Source organism: Stenotrophomonas sp. pho, from assembly GCF_006228405.1.
GTDB classification, from domain to species: domain Bacteria; phylum Pseudomonadota; class Gammaproteobacteria; order Xanthomonadales; family Xanthomonadaceae; genus Stenotrophomonas; species Stenotrophomonas sepilia.
Genome location: NZ_CP029759.1, coordinates 1,185,343 through 1,208,326, shown reverse-complemented (window position 1 = coordinate 1,208,326; position 22,984 = coordinate 1,185,343). Strand labels below are relative to the sequence as shown.

Genomic DNA, 22,984 nt, shown 5'->3' with positions numbered 1-22,984 from the left:
TTCATTCTCCCGAACCCGCGTGGCCGGCATGGCCTGCGTGTTCGTGTTCGGTGGCATCCAGGTTTTCACCCGATTCCTTGGAATCATGCGCGTCACTCGGGGCGTGGCCCTCGTGCGCTTCATGGGTGGCGGCATCGGCAGCGGCGGCACCGGCATGCGAGTGCTTCATGCCGTAATGCTTGTTGTCGCCCATGTGCTTGGCGATGACCCAGTCGAACAGGCCTTCTTCGGTCTTGCCGAAGTAAGTGACCGGATACCACTCGGCGTTGCGTGCTTCACCCAGGGCCTTGAACGAGGCCTTGTCCAGGGTCTGCTCGCCGGCGCGGACCTGGTCCAGCCACTGGCGGTACTCGGCATCGGTGACCGAGTAGGCGGTGAAGTGCATCTTGGCGAAGCCCGCGCCGCTGTAGTGCGAGGACATGCCCGGGAATTCACCGGTCTCGTTGGCGATCAGGTGGAGCTTGGTCTCCATCGCAGCCATCGAGTAGATCATGCTGCCCAGGTGCGGGATGAAGAAGGCATTCATCACCGAATCGGACGTGATCTTGAAGTTCAGCGGGGTGTTGACCGGGAACTTGATTTCGTTGACGACCGCCACCTTCTCTTCCGGATAGATGAACAGCCATTTCCAGTCCAGCGAGATCGCCTCGATGGTGACCGGCTTGACGTCCGAATCCAGCGGACGATACGGGTCCAGTGCGTGCGACGAACGCCAGGTCAGGACCGCCAGCACCAGCACGATCATGCAGGGAATGGACCACACCACCACCTCGATCGCCGTCGAGTGGGACCACTTCGGCTCGTAACGGGCCTTGGTGTTGGAGGCGCGATACTTCCACGCGAACGTCAGGGTCATGATGATGACCGGGATGACGACCAGCAGCATGAGCACGGTGGCCGTGATCAGCAGGGTCTTCTCATCCTGGCCGATCTGGCCCTTCGGACTGAGGATGGCCACGGCATCGCAGCCGGTGAGCATCACCAGCAACGACAGCAGCAGGCCCGGGCGCAACCAGCGCCCAAGGGTTTTCAACGGAATCATCGGTCGATCCAATTGCGAGGGAATGCCGTTCCCCGTCCCTGCCTGTTCCGGCCAAAGCCGGTCCCACCGGTCCGGAAGACAGGCAGGGAGGTGGGGTCGAGTCAGCCTTTCAATTTTAGGCCGTCACCCACCATTTAAGAAAGGCATTGACATTGATCGAGCGCAGGAAAGGCCCGATTCTGGCTGCGACACGTTGTCGCACCGCGCGGGCGCGGCCAGCAGGACGCCTGCGGGCGGCATCCTGGCATCAGCTGCTGGCAGGTGGTCCGCCCTCGTTCGGCAAAGTCACCTGAACCTGTTCAGGCGTGCTGGCGGGTGCCTGGCGTGGGATGCTCGGCGCAGGAGGAAGGCCCGTGGACAAGATCGACTTCAGGAAGCGCGACGGGGCGCTCTATCAACCGCCCGCCGGCAGGTTCGTACGCGTGGATGTACCGCCCATTCCCTACGTGATGGTCGATGGTCGCGGCGACCCGAACACGGCCCCCGCCTACCTGCAGGCCGTCCAGTGGCTGTATTCGGTGAGCTATGCACTGAAGTTCGCGCTGAAGGCCGAAGGGCGCGACTACGTGGTGCCACCGCTGGAGGCGCTGTGGAGTGCCGAGGACCCGGCCAGCTTCCTCGCGCGGCGCAAGGATGAGTGGGCCTGGACCGTAATGATCCGCACGCCCGAGGGCATCGGCCCTGCACAGTGGCAGGCCGCGATCAGCAAGGCGCGCGCGAAGCTGGGAGAGGCGCCGCCCAGCCTCCGCCATGAAGTCCTTGCCGAGGGCCCCAGCCTGCAGACCTTGCACGTGGGCGCCTACGACGACGAGGGACCCGTCCTGGCGCAGCTGCATGACGAAGTGATGCCCGCACTGGGATACACCTTTGCCGGCCCCCATCATGAGATCTACCTGAGCGACCCGCGCAGGACCGACGCAGCGCGGTTGAAAACCGTGCTGCGGCAGCCGGTGCGACCGATCGGGACTGATGAGGACTCGCACACGTGACACAGGGAATCCCATGCGCCTGATCAGCCGACTGCTGCACTGGACCACCCTGCCCGCCGGGCGCCGCCTGATGGCCATGCTGGGTGCCGCGCTGGTGATCGTGCTGGCCTGCAATCCGGATCTGCTGCCGTTGTTGCCGGTCGTGGATGCGCTGGGGCTGGACGTGCTGATGCTGTTGCTGGGTGCGCAGGTGGTGGCGGTCCTGCCTTGGGTGCGGGAGCGGGCCGCGCGCGGAACCAGAGTGCTCGCACGCCTGCTGATCGCCGCATCGGCGGGAGCAGCAGGTGGTTATCTCCGGCAGCTGGCGTGGTGGCTGGCGCGGGACGCGGTGATGGCAGGCCGTTGATGGAATCCCGCTGCTAGACGCCCAAACAAAAGCCCCGACCTGAGCCGGGGCTTTTCATGCAACTGGTGCCGGAAACAGGAGTCGAACCTGCGACCTACGCATTACGAATGCGCCGCTCTACCAACTGAGCTATTCCGGCCTAGCTGGGCATTGTAGGACTACAAGCAACATGCGGTCAATGGCTGCGCATCTACCCTCTTCATGGGCCAACAAGCCGCTACCAGCTACTGATAGTGGCTTTCACGGATGACCTTGGAACATCGCTGGTCGAGATCAACATGAAATGACTTCAGTCCACCTTCTGGCAGCAGAACCCTGTCATGGACGTGCTGGACTGAGAAGCCAATATCTGCGGTGCCGGAAGACTCCTCCGCAATGCGATACATCTCCCGTCTCCATCCCCTCGTCTCTTGAACGTAAGTCTCGATTGTTGTCACGCATCGTTCTAGCCCTTCCCACCCCTTCTCGCCTCGGGACTCCTCCGCTGCACAGCCGCCCGCCATCAGCAATGGAAACAGCAGCTCAACTTTCAAGGTGACTAAGCGTTTCATCTGCGCCCCTCAATGATAGGTATGAAAACGCACACCCCTCATGACTTCCAATCATCTCAGCGATGTCTCCACCCGGTTCGCACACACCCGCCCCTCGGCGAAATCCCGCAGGTTCCCCAGCGTGATTGCCGAGATCTCCTGCAGCGCCTCTACGGTGAAGAAGCCCTGGTGGCCGGTCACCAGCACGTTGGGGAAGGTCATCAGGCGCTGGAAGGCCTCGTCGTCGATGATCTCGCCGGAGAGGTCCTGGAAGAACAGCGCGCTTTCCTGCTCGTACACGTCGATGGCCAGATGACCCAGCCGCCGTGACTTCAGCGCGCGGATCACCGCATGGGTATCGACCAGCCCGCCGCGCGAGGTGTTGACCAGCATCGCGCCGGTCTTCATCCGCGCCAGCGAGGCGTCGTTGATCAGATGCTGGGTATCGGGTGTCAGCGGGCAATGCAGCGACACGATATCGGCGCGCGCCAGCAGTTCATCCAGCCCAACCATGTCGCCCACGCCGGCGAAGGCCGGCGATGGATACGGGTCGTGCCCCAGCACGATGCAGCCCATGCCCCTGAAGATGCGCGCAGTAGCCAGGCCGATCTTGCCGGTGCCGACGATGCCGACCGTGCGCCCGTGCAGGGTGCGCCCGAGCAGGCCATCGAGCATGAAGTTGCCTTCGCGCACGCGGTTGTAGGCGCGATGGGTCTGCCGGTTGAGGGTCATCACCAGCGCCAGTGCATGCTCGGCCACGGCCTCGGGCGAATAGGCAGGAACACGGGCCACGAAAAGATCCAGCGCTTTCGCGGCGACGAGATCCACGTTGTTGAAACCGGCGCAGCGCAGCAGCAAGGCGCGCACGCCCAGCGCATGCAGCGCGTGCAGTACCGGAGCGTCCAGGCGGTCATTGACGAACACGCATACCGCGGCGCATTCCTGTGCCAACGCAGCGGTATGCACGTCCAGCGCGGCATCGAAGTACACGAACACAAAGCCCTGCCCGGCCGCATCGCGCTGGTTGGCCTCGCCGAGGAAACGACGATCGTAGGGGCGGGCACTGAAAACGGCGATCTGCATGACGGGGCCTGGCTGGAGTTCCCTGCCGACCATACCGCAGCACCTGCCCTGATGGGATGGCCCCGGCGATACGCATATCGCCGGGGCCGGGTACCACTTAGAACCGATAGCCCAGGCCCAGCATCACGCCGTTCTGGATCTGCCCGTCCCGGCGCTCACCCACGTAGTCGGCCATGATCGACAGGCGCTCGCTGGCGCGGCTGGTCACGCCGACGTTCCAGGCCAGCACCTGCTCGCCCACGGCCTGGCTGCTGGCACCGAACAGCAGGTCCGGAGCTGCGGCGAAGCCGGTGCTGTAGCGGGCCTGGGTGTCACCCAGTTCCTTCTGCCAGACCACGCGGGCACGCGGGGTAATGCGCTCACCGTTGTTGCCTTCGAAGGTCTTGAACAGCTGCAGGCCGGCACCCACACGAATGCTCTCCAGGCTGCCGCTGCGGCCCACCAGCGCACCGGCGCCCTGCCCTTCATTGAAACGGGTGGCCGAGGTCCGTGCGTAGTCCACCACCGGCAGCAGCGGCTGGATCACCAGGCCCTTTCCAGTGGTGAAGGAGAACGCATGCTCCACCCGTGCCGAGATGGCATCGTTGCTGTACTTCGCGCGCAGAGGCTGCTGCAGCCCATCAATGCCGCCGACACTGCGGCGGGTGTCATGCCGCAGGTCGGTGTAGCGCACGGCAGCCGACAGGTAGCCCGCGAATAGGTCGCATCCAGGTAGCCGCCCACATCCAGCGCGCGTACGTCGCCACTGAAGCCGGAGCCGTCGCTGGCCTTGGTCGACATGTCGGCGGCGGCCACGCTCACGCCGAGGGTCACGCGGTCATCGGCCACGCGGGTGTCGGCACCGACCACGATGCCGCCGATGTTATGGCTCAGGCCGGCCACGCCGCCGTCGGCATCGATGCGGCCATGGCTGGCGAAACCGCGTGCCCACAGGCCATGGCTGCGCCCCGCCACGCGGCTGTCGCCAGCAGCCTCGCCCGCCGGCTCGACCAGATGCATGGCCAGCTGGCTGAACAGGCTGCCATGGCGCATGCCCGGCTGCGCCGACACCGACTGCGCCGCCTGCGAAGCCAACCCGTCTGCATCGCCGCCACTGCGCATCGCTGCCTGGTGCTGCTGCACCACGTTGCCGATGCTGCCGATCAGTGCATTGTCGGCCAGGCGCAGGCTGGCATGCGCATCACCGCGCAGGGCGCCAGCCTGCTGTGCGATCACATCGCGGTCGCTGAACTGCAGCGCGCCGAGCAACGACTTCAGGCCGCTGTCCTGGCGGTCCGCTGCAGCGGCCAGCGCGCGCCCCAGGCCGTCGCCGGAGGTGCCGTTGGCGAACAGGCCCAGCTGATCGAAGCCCGGGTTGGCGGTCAGCCACAGGCCGTCGGCGGTCTGGTTGACGTTGAAGCTGAGCAGCGAATTGTGGCGCGGGCGGAACACTTCACCGGCCGTGATGCTGGCGCTGTAGCCGGCATCGCCCAGCCGCACGGCATCCTGGAAGCCCCCCTGGTAGATCGGTCCTTCCACCAGGTCGCGACGGTAGGTGCCGGCATAGAAGCCCTGGGCCACGTTCAGCGCCAGATGTGCGCCCTGCGCGATCACCAGCGCACCCTCCTCGGAGCCGCCATCGTAGAAGCTGCCGACGCGCAGGCGGCCACTGCTGGTACCACCGGTTTCGGTAACATCGAACAGCACCTGCCCGCCGGGCATGATGTTGACGTAGCCGTGGGTCACCAGATCACCACCACGCGGCATCAACGTGCCGAACACGCGCAGGCGGTTGAAGCCGTCTTCGCGGTAGGACGGGCCGGTGCCATCCAGCAGCGCATCGCTGTCGGTGCCGACCGATGCGATATCACCATGGCCGACCACGATGCTGCCCGGCATCACGCGCAGCTCGGGGGTGCGCAGCGCACCACCCTCCAGTGCGATGGTGCCGTTGTCCACCAGAATGAAATCGGCGCCAGTGGTTTCGGCGGTGCGCCAGGTAGCGCCATTGCTGACACGGATCACGCCCGCCGAACTGGCCAGGGTTGAGGCATCCAGATCGGCCAGCCGCAGCTGACCGCGCAGTTCATTCTGGACGTCGGGATCGGCGAGCAGCTGCTGCAACGACTGCGCGCCGATACCGTTCGCCCCCCCGTGGAGACGTTGTACAGGCTCACCGCGTAGTTGATGTAGGTGCTGGCCCAGTCGGTGTTCCAGCGCGCGAAATCGTCGTCGACGAAGGCCTGCAGCTGGCGTGCGGTGCGCAGGTAGCCCGGGTTGATGTCGCCGCTGACGTTGCTGGTGACATGCAGGGTGTCGCCCGGATCGCGATAGCCTGCCGTGTTGATGATGTTGTTGCCGCGGATGTCCTGGCCCGGGAACGACTCCAGCTTGCTGCCGCTGCCATCCGGATCGAAGGTGACCGACGTACCCGTGGTGCGCGCCGGGTCGCGGAATACCAGCAGGCCATTGGGTTGAACCACTTCATACATCGCCTTGTGCAACAGGCCCGCATCCATGCCGCCGCCGTAGTTGCCTGTGTAGATCTGGGTCATGCGCGCTGACGGCGCATAGGTGATCTTGCCGCCACTGCTGGCGGCGTGGATCTGCACCGAGTCGATCAGTGGCAGATCGCCGCCGAGGTAACGGTTGACGCCACCGGACTGCATGATCGAGCAGGACGAGATGCAGTGGCCGGACACGATGGTGTCCAGGCCCTGGGTGCGGATCACCGCCTGCAGCCACTCGCCGGCGATCAGCGCGCCACCATTGGATGTGCGCAGCACGACTTCGCGGATCGGACGGCCTTCAGCCTGTGCCTTGGCCAGCAGCGCGGGCAGCGCCACCACGTCGGCGACGGTGACGCCGCCGCTGAGGAAGACGCGATCGTCCCGCACGTGATAATTCATTGCCATGACGTCATCAACCGCCGCCATGGCGGTGATGCCCATCAGCCCGGCCAGGGCCAGGCTCAACTTCGAATGCTTCATGTGTTCTCTCTCCACCCGCAACACACGGGTCAGGAGTTCAACGTCCGGGCGGCGCAAACTCCCCCAGCGCACCAGCCCCCGAAACATGAATGCATTCACAATGGAATCAGGGGCCATGCACACTCTTCCCCATCCGGTCATCGTCGCGTAAAACTCGAAGACGCACCCGCCACCGACGCCCGAGGCCAGCCCTGTCCACCCCCTCTCCTCTGATCCATCGCGCGCCGGACCTGTCCGTGCCGACGGACGCGTTCATTGCGTTCGTACGGGAAGAACGCGCGCCGTTGTGCGCTTTCCTGCGCACGCGCGGCGTTGGGCCGGAGGATGCCGAGGACATCGCGCAGGACTGCATGGAGCGGCTGATCCGCTATCGCGCGCACAGTGCCGACGAGCTGCGGTTGCTGCTGTATCGTATCGCCCGCAACCGCCTGGCAGACCGTGGCCGCTCGTCGCAGTCGCGGCCACACCTGTCCCTTGCCGAACACGATGGCGGCGACGAGCCCTCCAGCACGTCGCCCGATCCATTGCGCCAGGCCGAGTCCGGGCAGATGCTGTCCCTGCTGCGGCAGGCCCTGTTCAAGCTGCCCGAGCGCGCGCGCGAGGTGTACCTGCTCAACCGGATCACCGGCATGAGCTATACGCAGATCGCGCGGCACTGTGGAATCACCGCCAAGACCGTGGAAAAACATATCGCCCGCGCCCTGCAGGGCCTGCGCCAGGAACTCGGATCGGATCCGCTGCACAACGACAGGGACAACGGATGAGTCACGCCAGCCCCAGGGAAGACACCCTGATGTTTGAACGCGCCAGCGCCTGGGTGGCGCGGCTGGAGGCTCCGGACTGCACGCCGGGCGAGCGAGAGAGGTTCGAGGACTGGCTGGCCGAGGACCCGGCCCATGTCAGCGCCTGGATCCAGGCCGAGACCCTGTTCCAGCGGGGCGAAGAACTGGCCGCTGACCCGTGGCTGCGCACCGCCGCAGCACGTGCGGCACGGCCGGCACAGCGTCGCTGGCTGCCGGCAGTGGCCGCCGCCGCAGGCGTCTGCCTGGCCATCGGGATCGGCTGGATGGTCGCCATCGACGGCAACCCCACGCCGCTGCGCTATGCCAACGATTCCCACCAGCCCCGGCAGCAGACGCTGGCCGATGGCAGCGTGGCCACGCTGGATGCGGGCACCACGCTGCATGCCCGATTCGGTTGGCGCCATCGCAACCTGGTGCTGGAACGGGGCCGCGTACAGCTGCAGGTCGCACCGTCGAGCAAGGCGCTGCAGCTGCGCGCCGGCGACAGCACCATCCGCGACATCGGCACCACCTTCCAGGTGGAGCGCCTGAACGACGGCCTGGTCGAAGTCGCACTGCTGGAAGGTGCGGTGGAAGTCAGCAATGGGGGGACGCAGCACACCCTGGCACCCGGCCAGCAGCTGCAGGTGCTGCCATCGGGCCGCTTCCAGCCCGGCCCGGCGCTGTCGTCCAATGCCGCTGCCGAAGGCTGGCTGCAGGGACAGCTGGTGTTCGATGCCACGCCGCTGTCGATCGTGGTCGAGCGCATGAACCGCTACGGTCGCACGCCGCTGGTGATCGCCGATCCCGAGATCGCCAGCCTGGCCGTGAGTGGCACCTTCCGTGCCGGCGATGCGCAGGAACTGCTGTCGGCGCTGGAACTGGGCTGGTCGGTAGCTGGCCAGACGCGACCGGATGGCGCGCTGGAACTGCGCCGCACGTACTGAGGAGGCCTGCAGTGAAGGCAGTACCGGGCGCGCTGCGGGAGGGGCTGCTCTGCACCCTGTTCTGCTTCGCGCTGAGCATCGCCGCGCTGCCCTCTGCCGATGCAGCCGAACAGGCCGGCACCCTGGAGGTCCATGTGGGTTCAGGCCCACTCGCACCGGCCCTGCAGCAATGGGCGCGCCAGAGTGGCATCGCCCTGCTGTTCGATGCGCGTGAACTGGATGGCCTGCGCACGGCCGGCACCCATGGCCAACGCGATGCGGCCACGGCCCTGAAGGAACTGGTCGCCGGCATGCCGGTGACCATCCTGCGCACGCCTGCCGGTGGATTCGTCGTCCGCCGCACCCGGCCAGCACCGCCATCGCCCCCGCCGGTCGCGACGCGTGCGATGCCCGCGGTACCGTCGCCGGGCGGGGTGCCCGAGACGCCACCGCAGGTGGAGCTGGCGCCGATCCATGTCACCGGCAGCCGGCTGCCGCGCACCTCCGTGCAGACCACGCTGCCGGTGACCATCATCGACCGCGATGACATCCTGCGCAGCGGTTACGGCAGCCTGTTCGACCTGCTGCGGCACTTGCCGGGCATGAACGGCCACCCGGCGATGAGCACCTCGCGCAGTGGCGATTCGCAGTACCTGCCGGTGGGTGCGGCCACCACCACCAGCCTGGACGGCATGGGTCCGCGTGCGACCTTGTTCCTGGTCAATGGCCGGCGCCTGCCACGCTATCCGATGGTGTCGCTGGAACAGGGCGGGCTCACCGACCTGGGGGGCATCCCGCTCAGCTTCGTCGAGCGCATCGAACTGGTGCGTGGCGGTGCGTCGGCCATCTATGGTGCCGACGCGATGTCCGGCGTGGTCAACATCATCCTGCGTGACCAGGCCGATGGCCCTGAAGCCATGCTGCAGACCGGCCTGAGCGGGCGCGGCGACGCCGGCCAGTATCGCCTGCAGGCGGCCACCGGTGGCGTGCGCGACGGAGGGGACCGCTGGTTCGCTGGCGTCGACCTGCATCGCATCGACCACGTGGCCGGCGATCGCCGCGAATGGCATGCGGAAACCTCGCAGTACCTGATCGGCGCGTTCCGCGATGGACGCTACTGGCCGGCAAAGCGCTGCGAAGGGCCATTGAAACGGCGCGATGGTGCCTGCTGGTTTGACAGCGCACGCCCGCGTTCGCTGCAACCGGCCTCGGACACCGCCTCGGCCTACCTGCGCTATCGGCATGAGCGCGGCGAAGGCCGCTACGCCTACGCCGAGGCGCGGGCCAGCCACAACCGGCAACGCTTCGACCTCGGCCCGACCGCCGTAGCCATCGGGCTTTATGGGTTCACCTTCAACAGCGTGCTGCGCGAAGCCGGCAACGTGCGTCCGCATGTACGTGCCACCGATGCCGACGTCACCTTCGGCATGGGCCGCGACCAGGGCCGCCGCAGCTGGGATGCCGGCATCAGCGCACAGCGCAGCGATGTCACCCTGACGACATCCGGCACCGTGCGCGCCCAACCACTGCTGCGCGCTGCCGAGACGCTGGATTTCCTGCCCGGCTTCACCTCGTTGCCGGCAGAGACCGCCGCGCAGTTGTTCCCTTCGATCCGCAACCGCGGGCGCACCGAGCAGTGGCAGGGCTGGTGGGGCATGCAGCGCGAGTTGATGCCATTGGCCGGCGGTGCTGCACAAGTGGCCACCGGCATCGACCTGCGCCAGGAACGCTGGACGTCGCATCCCGACGCGCTGCTGAGCCAGGGCGACCTGGCGCTGGGCCTGCCACAGGAACAACGCCACCTGTCACGCCGCAGTGGCGGTGCCTACGCCGAACTCGGCCTGCCATTGGCGCGCACGCTGCGCATGGACCTGGCAGCACGCTGGGACCGCGATGGCGATTACCAGGCTTTCTCGCCCCGCGTGGGCGTACGCTGGAGCCCGACACCGCAGTGGTCATTCCTGCTTGCCACCGGGCGCGGCTACCGGGCCCCCAGCCTGTTCGAGCAACGGCGGCCGCCGGGCTATTTCGGCGCGATCGAACTACCCGCCTCCAGCGCACTGCCCAACTGCGCGCAGAGCAACGGCAACGGACGCTGCAGCGTAACCGTGGACGTGGTGGAGAACGATGCGCTGAAAGCGGAGCGGTCGCGCAGCCATTCCCTGGGTGCGACCTGGACACCGACCGATGCGTTTTCACTGTCGCTGACCCACAACATCGTCGAACTGCGCAACGAGATCCTGGCCCTGCAACCGGCCGACGCAGTGTGGAATTCAAGCACGTGGGAGTTGGACGAGGACGGCAACCTGCACAACCTGCGCCTGTCCTTCGACAACATCGGCCGCACCACGTCGCGCAACCTTGTTCTGCGCGGGGAGTACCACATCGACACCGGCAGCACCGGCCAGTGGCTGTTCTCGCTCGATGCGCTGAAGCAGCAGGAACTGCGCCGCGAGCGTGGCCACGAAGCGACGGTGGACCTGCGTGGCCATGTCACGCCAGCGATGGCCGCCGTGCTCAATGTGCAGTGGCAGAACAGCAACTGGGACATCGCCCTGCGCGGCAACCAGGTAGGGCGCACGCGTGCCTGGCTGCCCGGTGCGGAATGCCCGGAGGAACAGCGCGAGCAGAACCATTGCATGAATCCGCGGCAGCTGCGCTGGAACCTGCACCTGGCAAGGCGGCTGGGGCCGCGCGTGGTCGCCGCGCTGGACGTGCACAACGTGCTCGACACGCAACCGGTGAACTACCTGGTCGGCAATGGCGGCCAGATGCCGGGGCTGGACGATCCACTTGGCCGCTACTTCCTGCTGACCCTGCAGATCCGCTGAGCGTAGTACCCTACGCGCCCTGTTCCATCGGTCCCCACCACCCCATGAAGGCCTATCTCTGGTTCTGGGGCGCGTTCCTGCTGTTCTTCGCGTTGCCCTTCCCCTGCATCCTCTACTTCGGCACGTCGTGGCCGGTGCCACTGGCCGACCGCAGCGCGCCATGGCTGGCCCTGCTGCTGCTCGCCCTGTCGCTGGCCCTGTGGCTCGCGTTGCTGCTCGCCTTCCTGCACTACCTGCTGCTGGGCCCGCCGCGCGCGCTGCATCGGGTGCGCACCATCCTGGCCGACGGTGAGCCGCGTGATGCGTTCATCGAACAGGCCGAGCAGACCGGCGTGCAGGTGCGCGGCTTCGCGCAGTGGAGACTGAAGCTTGGCTTCCAGAACCTGTCCGGCACGCCGATCAATGAACAGATGCTGGTGGTGGACAGCAAACCGCAGCTGCAGCGTTTCGTGGCCGGCCAGCGCATCGAGGTTCGCCTGAGCCGGACGCCGGGTGCGTTCCCCAATGTGGTGCTGGAGGGCGCCCAGCCCGAACTTGATGTCGCCAGCCTCTGGCGCCGCGGCGCCGGCGCGGTCATCGGCATCGTCGTGGTTGCCAGCGCCTACGTGCTCGCCTATCGGCTGCAGAGTGAGGGCCTGGGCTGGACGTTCATGTCCTTCGGCCACCCACTGCTGGTGTGCCCGCTGGTGTTGTGCGGCTACGCCCTGGGCCTGCGCGTCCTGGGGCGCCTGCTGCAGGCCGATGCACGCGGAGACGCGCTGAAGTACCGCGGCATCGGCGTGGATGCGAAGGTGCTGAAGCTGCGCCAGACCGGCACCTACCTCAACGAGCAGCCGCAGGTGGAGTTCCAGCTGGAGTACACCGACCGCGAAGGTGGCATACAGCAGGTGAACGTGCGCCGCTTCATCCCGTTGATCGAGCTGGCCAACCTTCCACGCGAGCAGGTCACGCTGCTGTACGACCCGGAAGATCGCGGCAACGTTCGCCTGGAGGGTGTATGAAGCAGCCCCCCTCGACGCGACTGGTATTTTCGATGGTGCTGCTGTTGCTGGCCGGCGTCGCCGTTGCCGGCGGGGCACTGCAGACCCTTGCCGAAACGATGGGCCATTCGGTGCAGGATGACCGCGCAACCACGCCGATCACCACGCCTCCACCGCGCGAGCGGCCTGCTTCGCTCGCACCGATTCCCGAACCGCGGTCGATGCCGATGCCCGAACGCAGCAACCGCTTGTTCGATGCGGACTACCTGCTGGCCGCCCGCCAGGCACTGGAACAGATGCCAGCCCTGGCCGGGCACCGGTTGATGGTGTTCCACAGCATCCGCTTCTACGATGATGGCCGCATCAATCTGGATCTGGTCGATCCGCAGCAACCTACGCACGTGGACAGCTACCACTTCGAGCACGGCCAGTGGCGCAAGGGTGACCCGGTCGATCCGCAGCGCTTCGCGCCCACCATCACCCTGCGCCGCAGCAGCACGGCGCTGGCCAACATCGATTTCGAGGCGGTGCCACGCGTCGCCCAGGCGCTGCAGGCGCAGCGCAACGCGCTGATGGCCACGCCGGGTGACGTCGGCCACGTCTATGTGATCGTGCGCAAGGGCGGCAGGCTGGTGTGGCTGCCGGACGAGGTCGCCGGCGATCGCCAGTCCGCACGACTCTCGTTCGACGCACAGGGGCGTTCCGGCCACGCGAACCGACGATAGTCAACGCAAAAAGGGGACGGAGGGGATTAAGTCGCATGTGCCTTGGTGCGGTCTGCGACTTAATCCCCTCCGTCCCCTTTTTCTATTTCACCGAACGGGCGATGGCGTACTGCGCGCCGTAATAGGTGGACAGCACCAGCAGGCTGGCCAGTGGCAGGCCGCCGGCGAAGCGGTCCCAGGCCAGCAGCGAATCGCTGGCCACGAACAGCAGCGCACCGACGGCAGCCCAGGGCGCACTTCGGGCTTCCACGGCAGGCTGCGGGCTGCGCCATTGCCGTGCCAAGGCCAACATCGCCATCGAGGCCAGCACCACCACGTACGCCAGCACCGGCATACGCATCGGTGCAGGCAGGTGCGGCCACAGCCCAAGCACATTGAGTACAGCGAACGCACCGAGCAGGATGCTGGCGGCGAGCAGGCCACGCCCGGCACGCAGGCCCTCACGGAAGGCGACGATGTAGCAGAGGTGCGCCAGCAGGAACGCCACCAGCCCCGGTACGAACGCGTCCATCGGCAACATCAGCGCGATGTCACCCAGGCACGACAACAGCATGCCGGCCAGCACCGCGCGCCGGTAGGACGGCTGCGCAGGATCACGCACCCGCCAGGCGATGGCAGCGATCAGCAGCGTGGTCGCCGGCTTGGCCAGCCAGTGCAGCCAGCGCCCGTCGCCATGCAGGAACGCACCGACGATGGCGAGGATCGCCATCAACAGGATCACGCCATCGCGGGCGCGCGGTTTCATCGCGCCTTCCACAGGTCCGCCAGGCGGTCAGGCTTGCCGGCGATACGCTCCAGCACCGGATACTGCAGGCCACCGTGGTAGTCGATGTTCATCGTCTCGATGCGGTCGAACTGCTTCACCAGCAGGACGATCGGCGCCTTGTCCTTGGCCGCCGTCGCCACCGCATGCTTCAAGCGCTGGCTGCTGTACTCGCGCCCGCCAACCGCAATCACCTTCATGCCGGGTGCAAGACCGGCGTTGAACGCCGGGCTGTCCCAGATCACGTCGCCGACCACGCCGCTGTCGAGCACGGTCGCGCCCAGCGAATAGGCCAGCAGTGCGGCCTTGGCACGCTTTTCCTGCGCCTTGTAGGCGTCGTTCGGAGTATCGCGGTAGACCAGCTTCCAGCCCGCCAGTTCCAGCCCCCCGGTCAACGAACCGTGGCCGTCCAGGCGCCCGCGCAGGAACGTCGCCCAGTCGTACGACACGATGCCGTTCAAGGTCGCCACCACGTCGTCGAAGGTGTAGGGGTTGACGTCCCAGTCACCGTTGCCAACCCCGAAGAAGGCGCGCGCGAAGTCATCCAGGCTGCGGCGGTTGCCGCTCAGTTCGCGCAGCTTGCCCTCCACTTCCAGCCACAGCATCTGGCCACCGGAGTAATAGTCTTCGCTCATCTGGTAGTTGCGGTACGGCAACGTCCGGCGCTGGGCGATGGTCGGGTCGTTGGTGGTGTCCTGCAACGGGCGCCAGGCCAGGCCCGGGCGGCCGCGATCATAGGTCGCGGCCACATTGGCCAGCATGTCGCGCGCCTGCGCCGTCGACCACAGCCCCGAGCGTGCCGCCAGCACCTGTCCCCAGAACTGGGTCTGACCTTCGTAGACCCACAGCAGGCTGTCGCCCATCGGCGTGTTGAAGTTGGCGGTTGCCAGGTCAGCGCCACGCCGGTACTTGCCGTTCCAGGAATGGGTGTACTCGTGCGGTAGCAGATCGCGCATCCAGGCGTTGTCGTCCCACTCGGTGAAGTAACCCGGGTCGGCACTGTTCTCGCTGGAACGGTGATGCTCCAGGCCGATGCCACCAAGACGGTCGGTCAACGCCAGCAGGAATTCATAGTGGTTGTAGTGGCGCGCACCGTAGAGCTTGTCGGCCTGCCGCACCAGTGCGCGGTGCAGGGTGATCTGTGCCTCGCTCGGCTTCAGCGACTTGGCCTCGTCGGCAAACACATTGAGGTGCACCGGCACCTTCGCGCCCGGATCGAGATCGATGCGCTGGTAGTGCTCGCCGGCAAACAACGGCGAATCGACCAGGTGGTCATAGGAGATCGGCTTGAACACCACGGTATCGCCGTCGCGGCGCGCGGTTTCCAGCGCAGTGGCAAACGACCAGCCCTTGGGTAGGATCACGCTGGCCTGCGCCTGCAGGTCGCGTGTATCGACGCCGGCCGGATACAGCGAGTTGGCATTCCACTGCAGGTTGAGCATCTCCGGGGTCATCACCACCCGGCCTTGGCTGCCGCCCTGCGAGGACAGGAAGTCGAAGTGGGCGACGATCTCGCTGACGCCCTCGGGCACGTCTACCTTGAACGCATAGACGTTGTACTGGTCGCGCTGCCAGGCCAACGGCTTGCCGTTGGCGGTCACGCGCAGGCCGGCCAGCTTGTCGATCGGCCCGGTGGGCGAATGGTTGCCGGGAATCCACTGCGGGTACAGCAGGGTCATCGGACCGGGTTTGACCGGTACGGTGGCGGTCACCTTGAAGATGCGGCGAGCGAGATCGCGCGCATCCACATCGATGCGCAGCAGGCCGGGAGCCGCGGCGTCGGCAGGCGGCGAGGTCTGCGCCAGTGCAGGCGAAGCAGCCAGCGCGAACAGCACGGACATCACCAGGGCTCGGGTCTTCATCGGGCAGCATCCAACAGCGGAGAATCCTCCGATGCTAGGCCTGTAAAGTGCCCTGCCCCATGGCCAAAGGTCATGGGCGGGCCGGCCATCCTCGCATGACAAAAAGCGTGCGAACCAAGGTTCGCACCCACCAGAGCAGTTTCAGTAGATCCACGCCATGCGTGGATGAGGCGCTTCCCGGTCAGTCGACCAGGCGCAGACGCAGTTCCTTCGGCAGCGCGAACACCATCGATTCCGGTTCGCCTTCCAGCTCGCCCACGCCGGTTGCACCCAGCTCGGCCAGGCGCGCCAGCACGCCATCGACCAGTACCTGCGGCGCCGAGGCGCCAGCGGTCACGCCGATGTGCTGCTTGCCCACCACCCACGCCGGGTCGATCTCGTGCGCACCGTCGATCAGGTACGACTCCACACCTTCACGGCGGGCCAGTTCGCTCAGACGGTTCGAGTTGGAGCTGTTCGGCGAACCGACCACCAGCACCAGGTCGCAGCGCTTGGCCAGGTCGCGCACGGCGTCCTGGCGGTTCTGCGTGGCGTAGCAGATGTCGTCGTTCTTCGGGCCCTGCATCGCCGGGAAACGCTCGCGCAGCGCATCGATGATGCCGCGCGTATCGTCCACCGACAGCGTCGTCTGGGTGGTGTAGGCGAAGTTCTCCGGCTGGTTGATGTGCAGCGTGGCAACCTGCTCGACATCCTCGACCAGGTAGATCTGGCCGGTACCGGCTTCGCGGTTCCACTGGCCCATGGTGCCTTCCACTTCCGGGTGACCGGCATGGCCGATCAGCACCACGTCACGGCCGGCACGGCAGTGGCGGGCGACTTCGAAGTGGACCTTGGTCACCAGCGGGCAGGTCGCGTCGAACACCTTCAGGCCACGGCGCTCGGCTTCCTGGCGCACGGCCTGGGAGACGCCATGCGCGCTGAAGATCACCGTGTTGTTGTCCGGAACCTCGTCGAGCTCTTCGACGAAGATCGCACCGCGCTGCTTCAGGTCGTCGACCACGAAGCGGTTGTGCACCACTTCATGGCGGACGTAGATGGGCGCGCCCAGCGTTTCGATCGCGCGCTTGACGATCTCGATCGCACGATCGACACCGGCACAGAAACCACGCGGGTTGGCGAGCAGCACATCCATCAGTTCAATCTCCCGGCAGCGGCCGGCTTACGGTTTCGGATTGGCATTATCCGCCTTTTTGGCGGACTTGCCGTCGAACAGGCCAAACAGGGCGATGCCGATGGCACCCACCACGATGGCCGAATCGGCGATGTTGAACGAGGGCCAGGTATAGCTGCCCACGTACCACTGGATAAAATCGACCACATGGCCGTGCACCTGGCGGTCGATCACGTTGCCGATGGCACCGCCGATGATCAGCGCATACGGCACCGCGGCCTTCCAGTTGCCACGGGCGGTGCCGCGCAGCCACCAGGCCATCAGGCCGCTGATGGCGATCGCCAGCGCGGTGAAGAAGTACTTCTGCCAACCACCGGCGTCACTCAGGAAACTGAACGCCGCACCGGTGTTGTAGGTGCGGTACCAGTTCCAGAAGCCGTCGATGACCACCACCGGCTGGAACTCCGGCAGGCTCGACAGCACCCAGGCCTTGGACCACTGGTCCAGGCCGATGATGGCGGCCGACAGCAGCAGCCAGACCAGGGCGTTCGGATGCGGACGGGACGCGGCCATCAGAACCAGCTCCGCACTTCACCGGCACCGGTGATGTTGCTCACGCAGCGGCCGCACAGTTCCGGATGGTCGGCGTTGCTGCCGACATCGGCGCGATGGTGCCAGCAGCGCACGCACTTGGTCTTGGTGGTCGGCTGGGCGCTGACGAACACCTCGTCGGTGGTCGCCGGCCGCACCTGCACGTCGCCGCTGATGAACAGGAAGCGCAGTTCATCGGCCAGCGGCTGCCACTTCGCGGCCTGCTCTTCGCTGGCGGCGATGGTGATTTCCGCTTCCAGCGCGGCACCGATCGCGCCGTTTGCACGCATCGGCTCGAGCACCTTGGCCACCTGCTCGCGCACAGCCAGCAGCTGGTCGAAATCGGCGGCGTTGAGCTGGGCACCGGCCGGCAGCGGCGCCAGGCCGTCGTACCAGGTGGTGAACAGCACATGGCCGGCACGTTCGCCCGGCAGGTAGCCCCACAGCTCGTCGGCGGTGAAGGTCAGGATCGGCGCCACCCAGCGGGTGAACGCTTCGGCGATGTGGTACATCGCGCTCTGTGCCGAACGGCGACCGTGCGAATCGGTCGGCATGGTGTACAGGCGGTCCTTGGTCACGTCCAGGTACAGCGAGCCCAGATCCACGCTGCAGAAGTTCAGCAGCAGCTGCACGATCTCGGCCATGTTGTAGCCGTCGTAGGCCGTCTTGATCTTCTCCTGCAGCTCCCAGGCGCGATGCACGATCCAGCGGTCCAGCGCGACCATCTGCCCAAGCGGTTGCAGGTGCCGGGCCGGATCGAAACCGTCCAGGTTGCCGAGCAGGAAGCGTGCGGTGTTGCGCAGGCGGCGGTAGGCGTCAGCATTGCGCTTCAGGATTTCCTGCGACAGCGACATCTCGTTGCTGTAGTCGGCCGAGGCGATCCACAGGCGCAGAATGTCCGCGCCCAGCTTGTTCATGATGTCCTGCGGCTCGATGCCGTTGCCCAGCGACTTGGACATCTTGCGGCCGTGCTCATCCACGGTGAAGCCGTGGGTGAGGCACTGCTTGTACGGCGCGCGCTTGTCGATCGCCACGCCGGTCAGCAGCGAGGACTGGAACCAGCCGCGGTGCTGGTCGGAGCCTTCCAGGTACAGGTCGGCCGGCTTGCCGAAGCCACGCGCGGCGAGCACGCCTTCATGGGTCACGCCCGAATCGAACCAGACGTCGAGGATGTCGGTGACTTTCTCGTAGTCGGCCGCTTCGGCGCCGAGCAGTTCGGCGGCGTCCAGCGAGTACCACACATCGATGCCCTCGGCTTCGACGCGGTCGGCGACCTGCTGCATCAGCTCCACCGAGCGCGGGTGGATCTCGCCGGTCTGGCGATGGGTGAACAGTGCGATCGGTACGCCCCAGGTGCGCTGGCGCGAGATGGTCCAGTCCGGGCGACCGTCGACCATGCTCTGGATGCGCGCCTTGCCCCAGGTCGGGAACCAGCCGACAGTGTCGATCGCAGCCAGCGCATCGCTGCGCAGGTTGGCCTTGTCCATCGAGATGAACCACTGCGGAGTCGCGCGGAACACCACTGGTGTCTTGTGGCGCCAGCAGTGCGGATAGCTGTGGCGGATCGGGTGGAAGGCCAGCAGCGAACCATTGTCACGCAGCACGCCGACGATGGCCTCCTGCGCCTTCCACAGGTGCTGGCCGGCCAGCACCACCTCACCGGCCGGCGGGGTCGATTCCAGGTACACGCCACGGCCGTCGATCGGGGTCACCTGCCCGGCGTTGTACTTGTCCAGCAGGCCGTACTTCTGGCTGACCACGAAGTCTTCCTGGCCGTGGCCAGGGGCGGTGTGCACCGCACCGGTACCGTCCTCGTCGGAGACGTGGTCGCCATTGAGCAGCGGGATGTCGCGCTCCGGATAGAACGGATGCGCCAGCAGCTGGTTCTCCAGCGCCGCACCGGTGGTTTCACCGTGCAGCACGACGCTCTCGACGCCGTAGCGCTGCAGCGAGCGCTCGGCCAGCGCGGCGGCCAGCACCAGCCAACGGCGCTTGCCGTTGTGGGCCGGGCCTTCGGCCAGCACATACTTGATTTCCGCGCCCAGCGACACCGCCAGCGAGGCCGGCAGCGTCCACGGGGTGGTGGTCCAGATCGGCACGGCCACTTCGACGTCGGCCGGCACGCTCACGCCGAACGCCTTGCCGATGGCCTGGGCATCGCGCGCGGCGTAGGCCACGTCGATCGCCGGCGATTCCTTTTCCTGGTACTCGATCTCCGCCTCGGCCAGTGCCGAGCCACAGTCGAAGCACCAGTACACCGGCTTGGCACCACGCACCAGGTGACCGTTGGCGACGACCTTGGCCAGCGCACGGATCTCATTGGCTTCGAAGTCGAAACTCAGGGTCTTGTACGGGTTGTCCCAATCGCCGGTCACGCCCAGGCGCTTGAAGTCCACGCGCTGGATGTTGATCTGCTCTTCGGCGAACTCGCGGCACTTCTGCCGGAATTCAACCGCATCGAGCTTGGTGCCGACCTTGCCCCACTTCTTCTCGACCGCGATCTCGATCGGCAGGCCATGGCAGTCCCAGCCCGGCACATAGGGCGCATCGAAGCCGGCCAGGTAGCGCGACTTGACGATGATGTCCTTCAGGATCTTGTTGACCGCATGGCCCAGGTGGATGCGGCCGTTGGCGTAGGGCGGGCCGTCGTGCAGCACGAACAGCGGGCGGCCGGCGGCGTTGTCACGCAGCTGCTGGTAGAGCCCCTGCGCTTCCCACTGCGCCAGAATGCCCGGCTCGCGCTTGGGCAGGTCGCCGCGCATCGGGAATTCGGTGGCTGGCAGGTTCAGGGTGGTCTTGTAGTCCTGGCTCACGCAGTGGCTCGCAATCTATGTTCGGAAAGGAGGGCGCGCGCCTGTTCGGCGTCGCGGTGCATCTGGTCGGTCAGTGCCGCCAGATCATTGAATTTCTCTTCGTCGCGCAGCTTGGCGACAAACTCCACGTCGATGTGGCGCCCGTACAGGTCGCCCTGGAAATCGAACAGGTGGGCTTCCAGCAGCGGCTCCACGCCCTCCACCGTCGGCCGAGTGCCGAAGCTGGACACCGACGGCCACGGCTGGTCGAACACGCCGTGCACCCAGGTTGCGTAGATGCCCGACAGCGCCGGGGTCTTCGGGAAGCGCAGGTTGGCGGTGGGGAAGCCCAGCGTACGGCCAAGCTGGCGACCGCGCACCACGCGCCCGCTGATCGCATACGGGCGACCGAGCAGGTCGTTGGCGCGGGCGAAATCGCCCCCCTGCAGCAGCTGGCGGATGCGGGTGCTGGAGATGCGCTCGCCATGCAGGTCCACCGCTTCAATCTCGCCGGCGCTGAAGCCCAGTTCGGCGCCCATCTCCTGCAGCAGTGCCAGATCACCGCGGCGGCGGTTGCCGAAGCAGAACTCCGGCCCGATCCAGACTTCGCGGGCGCCCAGCCGGTGCACCAGCAACCGGCGCACGAAGGTCTCGGCCGGCATCGCCGCCATCGCCGCGTCGAAGCGCAGCAGGCCGACCGCATCGACACCGAGCTCGCGCAGGATCTCGACCTTGCTGCGCGCCAGGGTCAGCCGCGGCGGCGGCGTGCCCTGGGCGAAGAATTCACGCGGCAGCGGCTCGAATGCCACGGCCACTGCGGCCACGCCCAAGGCGCGCGCGCGGGCGACCGCGTGGCGGACCAGCGCACGATGGCCCAGGTGGAGGCCGTCGAATGCACCGATACAGACCACGCTTCCGTTGGGGAACAGCTCCCCGCCCTCGACGCTTCTGAACAGCCTGCTCATCAACTCTCGTTCCGGCCCGACCGGGGCCGCCGCTTCAATGGTGTAACCCTGAAGTATAGCCGCCACGGGCCGCGATCAATGCCCGCGCAGGTCGCGCGGGCGGAAGCCCATCGCCAGCATGGCCACCGCATAGGTCGCGCCGCCGCCGCCGACCAGCAACGCCAAGGCACCGATCCGCTCCCACACACGCATCGCGGAGAAACCCGGCAGCCAGTGCAGCAGGGCCAACAGCACGCCAACCATGGCCGCGCAGGCCAGCACCAGGCGCAGCAGATAGCCGCCCCAGCCCGGCCGGCGCTGGTAGACATCGGTCTTGCCCAGCCAGTACCAGAGCAGGCCCAGGTTCAGGTAACTGGACAGCGCGCTGGCGATGCCCAGTGCCAGGTGCAGGCCCGGCTGCTTGCCGATGGCCGCCATCACGCCCTGCGCCTTCAGCGCGTCGGGCACCATCACCTGGTACAGCACGGCCAGCAGGGCGAAGTTGAACACCATGTTGGCCACCAGCGCCGCCACGCCGGCGCGCACCGGGGTCTTGGTGTCCTGGCGGGCGTAGAAGGCCGGCAGCACCACCTTCAGCAGGGCGAATGCCGGCAGGCCGAAGCTCAGGCCATACACCGACAGCGCGGTCATGCGGGTGTCGAAGGCGCTGAACTGGCCGTGCTGGAAGATGGTCGCGATCAGCGGCTCGGCCAGCAGCAGCAGGCCCAGCATGGCCGGCACCGAGATCAGCAGGGTCATGCGCAGGCCCCAGTCCAGCGAGCGCGAGAAGCCCTCGCGGTCGGTGCTGACATGGTGGCGGGCCAGCGCCGGCAGGATCACCGTGCCCAGCGCCACGCCGAACACGCCCAGCGGCAGCTCCAGGAAGCGGTCAGCCAGCGACAGCCACGACTGCGAGCCGTCGGTCAGCTTGGCCGCGATCACCGTATCCAGCAGCAGGTTGATCTGCGCCACCGAGGAACCAAACAGGGTCGGCACCATCAGCGTCATGACCTTGCGCACACCCGGGTGGCGCCAGCCCCAGCGCGGCAGGGTCAGCAGGTTGATGCCCTTCAGCGAGGGCAGCTGGAACAGCAACTGCAGGATGCCGGCGGCCAGCACCGCCCAGCCCAGCGCCAGGATCTGCTTTTCCGGCGTGCCGCCCAGCCGCGGTGCCAGCCACAGCGCGCCGGCGATCATGCACAGGTTGAGAATGACCGGGGTCAGCGCCGGCATGGCAAAGCGCTGGAAGCTGTTCAGCGCACCACCGGCCAGTGCGGTCAGCGAGACGAACAGCAGGAACGGGAAGGTCAGGCGGAACAGGTCGACCAGCAGGCCCTGCTTGACCGGGTCGGTATCAACGCCACTGGAGAAGACCGAGGCCAGCTGCGGCGCGAAGATCAGCGCCAGTGCGGTGACCAGCATCAGCACCCCGCCCAGGGTGCCGGCGGTGCGGGCCATCAGTTCGCGCAGCTCGGCGTGGCTGCGGGTTTCCTTCACTTCCGTGAACACCGGCACGAAAGCGGTGGCGAAAGACCCTTCGGCGAACAACCGACGCAGGAAATTGGGTACCCTGAAGGCGACCCAGAAAGCATCAGTGATGGCGTTGGTGCCGAACGTGGTGGTCACCACGAAGTCCCGGACAAGTCCGAGAACGCGCGAGACCATGGTCATGCTGCTGAACGACAGCAGGCCCCGCAACAACTTGGGTGAACTCACTC

17 protein-coding genes, 1 tRNA gene and 1 pseudogene are annotated in these 22,984 nt (G+C 66.7%); 7 read left to right on the top strand and 12 right to left on the bottom strand.

Annotation, left to right across the window (positions count from 1 at the left end):
• Window position 1: 1 nt before the first annotated feature.
• Window positions 2–1,042: a ubiquinol oxidase subunit II gene (cyoA, locus tag DL544_RS05660; RefSeq protein ID WP_005415723.1), complete on the bottom strand. Its 1,041-nt coding sequence runs from the start codon at window positions 1,040–1,042 to the stop codon at window positions 2–4.
• A 353-nt stretch (window positions 1,043–1,395) separates the two neighbouring features.
• On the opposite strand from cyoA, the gene DL544_RS05655 reads away from it, so the two are divergent.
• Both DL544_RS05655 and DL544_RS05650 read left to right on the top strand, forming a co-directional pair.
• Window positions 1,396–2,031: a GyrI-like domain-containing protein gene (locus DL544_RS05655; RefSeq protein WP_139726833.1), complete on the top strand. Its 636-nt coding sequence runs from the start codon at window positions 1,396–1,398 to the stop codon at window positions 2,029–2,031.
• A 13-nt stretch (window positions 2,032–2,044) separates the two neighbouring features.
• Window positions 2,045–2,377, top strand: a complete 333-nt coding sequence (locus tag DL544_RS05650; RefSeq protein ID WP_139726832.1) for a hypothetical protein — start codon at window positions 2,045–2,047, stop codon at window positions 2,375–2,377.
• A gap of 63 nt (window positions 2,378–2,440) precedes the next feature.
• Here DL544_RS05650 and DL544_RS05645 read toward each other — a convergent pair.
• The 4 genes and pseudogenes from DL544_RS05645 to DL544_RS05630 form a co-directional block, all read right to left on the bottom strand.
• Window positions 2,441–2,516: transfer RNA gene (locus DL544_RS05645), tRNA-Thr, on the bottom strand.
• 85 nt (window positions 2,517–2,601) lie between these two features.
• Window positions 2,602–2,928 carry a hypothetical protein gene (locus tag DL544_RS05640; protein WP_139726831.1) on the bottom strand — a complete coding sequence of 109 codons (327 nt, stop codon included), beginning with the start codon at window positions 2,926–2,928 and terminating at the stop codon, window positions 2,602–2,604.
• 51 nt (window positions 2,929–2,979) lie between these two features.
• Window positions 2,980–3,990, bottom strand: a complete 1,011-nt coding sequence (locus tag DL544_RS05635; protein WP_139726830.1) for a 2-hydroxyacid dehydrogenase — start codon at window positions 3,988–3,990, stop codon at window positions 2,980–2,982.
• Window positions 3,991–4,087: 97 nt separating this feature from the next.
• Window positions 4,088–6,959: pseudogene (locus tag DL544_RS05630) on the bottom strand (autotransporter domain-containing protein).
• Between the two features lie 236 nt (window positions 6,960–7,195).
• On the opposite strand from DL544_RS05630, the gene DL544_RS05625 reads away from it, so the two are divergent.
• From DL544_RS05625 to DL544_RS05605, 5 genes are read left to right on the top strand one after another with little or no spacing between them, the layout of a single operon-like run.
• Window positions 7,196–7,723: an RNA polymerase sigma factor gene (locus tag DL544_RS05625; protein ID WP_080352916.1), complete on the top strand. Its 528-nt coding sequence runs from the start codon at window positions 7,196–7,198 to the stop codon at window positions 7,721–7,723.
• Complete coding sequence (locus DL544_RS05620) at window positions 7,720–8,688, top strand: FecR family protein (RefSeq protein WP_139726829.1); 969 nt, start codon at window positions 7,720–7,722, stop codon at window positions 8,686–8,688. Before DL544_RS05625 ends, DL544_RS05620 begins: the two co-directional genes overlap by 4 nt.
• A gap of 11 nt (window positions 8,689–8,699) precedes the next feature.
• On the top strand, window positions 8,700–11,498 hold the full coding sequence (locus DL544_RS05615) for a TonB-dependent receptor plug domain-containing protein (protein WP_139726828.1): 2,799 nt from the start codon (window positions 8,700–8,702) through the stop codon (window positions 11,496–11,498).
• 44 nt (window positions 11,499–11,542) lie between these two features.
• A complete protein-coding gene (locus tag DL544_RS05610; RefSeq protein ID WP_139726827.1) occupies window positions 11,543–12,499 on the top strand; it encodes a hypothetical protein in 957 nt (318 codons plus the stop codon).
• Window positions 12,496–13,203, top strand: coding sequence for a hypothetical protein (locus DL544_RS05605; RefSeq protein ID WP_139726826.1), 708 nt, complete (start codon window positions 12,496–12,498; stop codon window positions 13,201–13,203). Before DL544_RS05610 ends, DL544_RS05605 begins: the two co-directional genes overlap by 4 nt.
• A gap of 82 nt (window positions 13,204–13,285) precedes the next feature.
• Here DL544_RS05605 and DL544_RS05600 read toward each other — a convergent pair whose 3' ends face one another.
• From DL544_RS05600 to murJ, 7 genes are all read right to left on the bottom strand, one after another.
• A complete protein-coding gene (locus DL544_RS05600) occupies window positions 13,286–13,948 on the bottom strand; it encodes a lysoplasmalogenase (RefSeq protein WP_139726825.1) in 663 nt (220 codons plus the stop codon).
• On the bottom strand, window positions 13,945–15,828 hold the full coding sequence (locus DL544_RS05595; RefSeq protein ID WP_139726824.1) for a M61 family metallopeptidase: 1,884 nt from the start codon (window positions 15,826–15,828) through the stop codon (window positions 13,945–13,947). Before DL544_RS05595 ends, DL544_RS05600 begins: the two co-directional genes overlap by 4 nt.
• Before the next feature lie 181 nt (window positions 15,829–16,009).
• Window positions 16,010–16,960 (bottom strand): 4-hydroxy-3-methylbut-2-enyl diphosphate reductase, encoded by a 951-nt coding sequence (gene ispH / locus DL544_RS05590; RefSeq protein WP_139726823.1) that lies wholly within the window; start codon window positions 16,958–16,960, stop codon window positions 16,010–16,012.
• Window positions 16,961–16,987: 27 nt separating this feature from the next.
• Window positions 16,988–17,512: a signal peptidase II gene (lspA, locus tag DL544_RS05585; RefSeq protein WP_005415709.1), complete on the bottom strand. Its 525-nt coding sequence runs from the start codon at window positions 17,510–17,512 to the stop codon at window positions 16,988–16,990.
• The gene (gene ileS, locus DL544_RS05580) at window positions 17,512–20,343 is read right to left on the bottom strand and encodes an isoleucine--tRNA ligase (protein WP_139726822.1); all 2,832 of its coding nucleotides are present in this window, start codon (window positions 20,341–20,343) and stop codon (window positions 17,512–17,514) included. The genes lspA and ileS overlap by 1 nt, the downstream gene beginning before the upstream one ends.
• Window positions 20,340–21,287 (bottom strand): bifunctional riboflavin kinase/FAD synthetase, encoded by a 948-nt coding sequence (locus tag DL544_RS05575; RefSeq protein WP_005415707.1) that lies wholly within the window; start codon window positions 21,285–21,287, stop codon window positions 20,340–20,342. The genes ileS and DL544_RS05575 overlap by 4 nt, the downstream gene beginning before the upstream one ends.
• 75 nt (window positions 21,288–21,362) lie before the next feature.
• Entirely contained in the window at window positions 21,363–22,967 is a 1,605-nt protein-coding gene (murJ, locus tag DL544_RS05570) for a murein biosynthesis integral membrane protein MurJ (RefSeq protein WP_095377769.1), read from the bottom strand.
• Window positions 22,968–22,984: the final 17 nt, after the last annotated feature.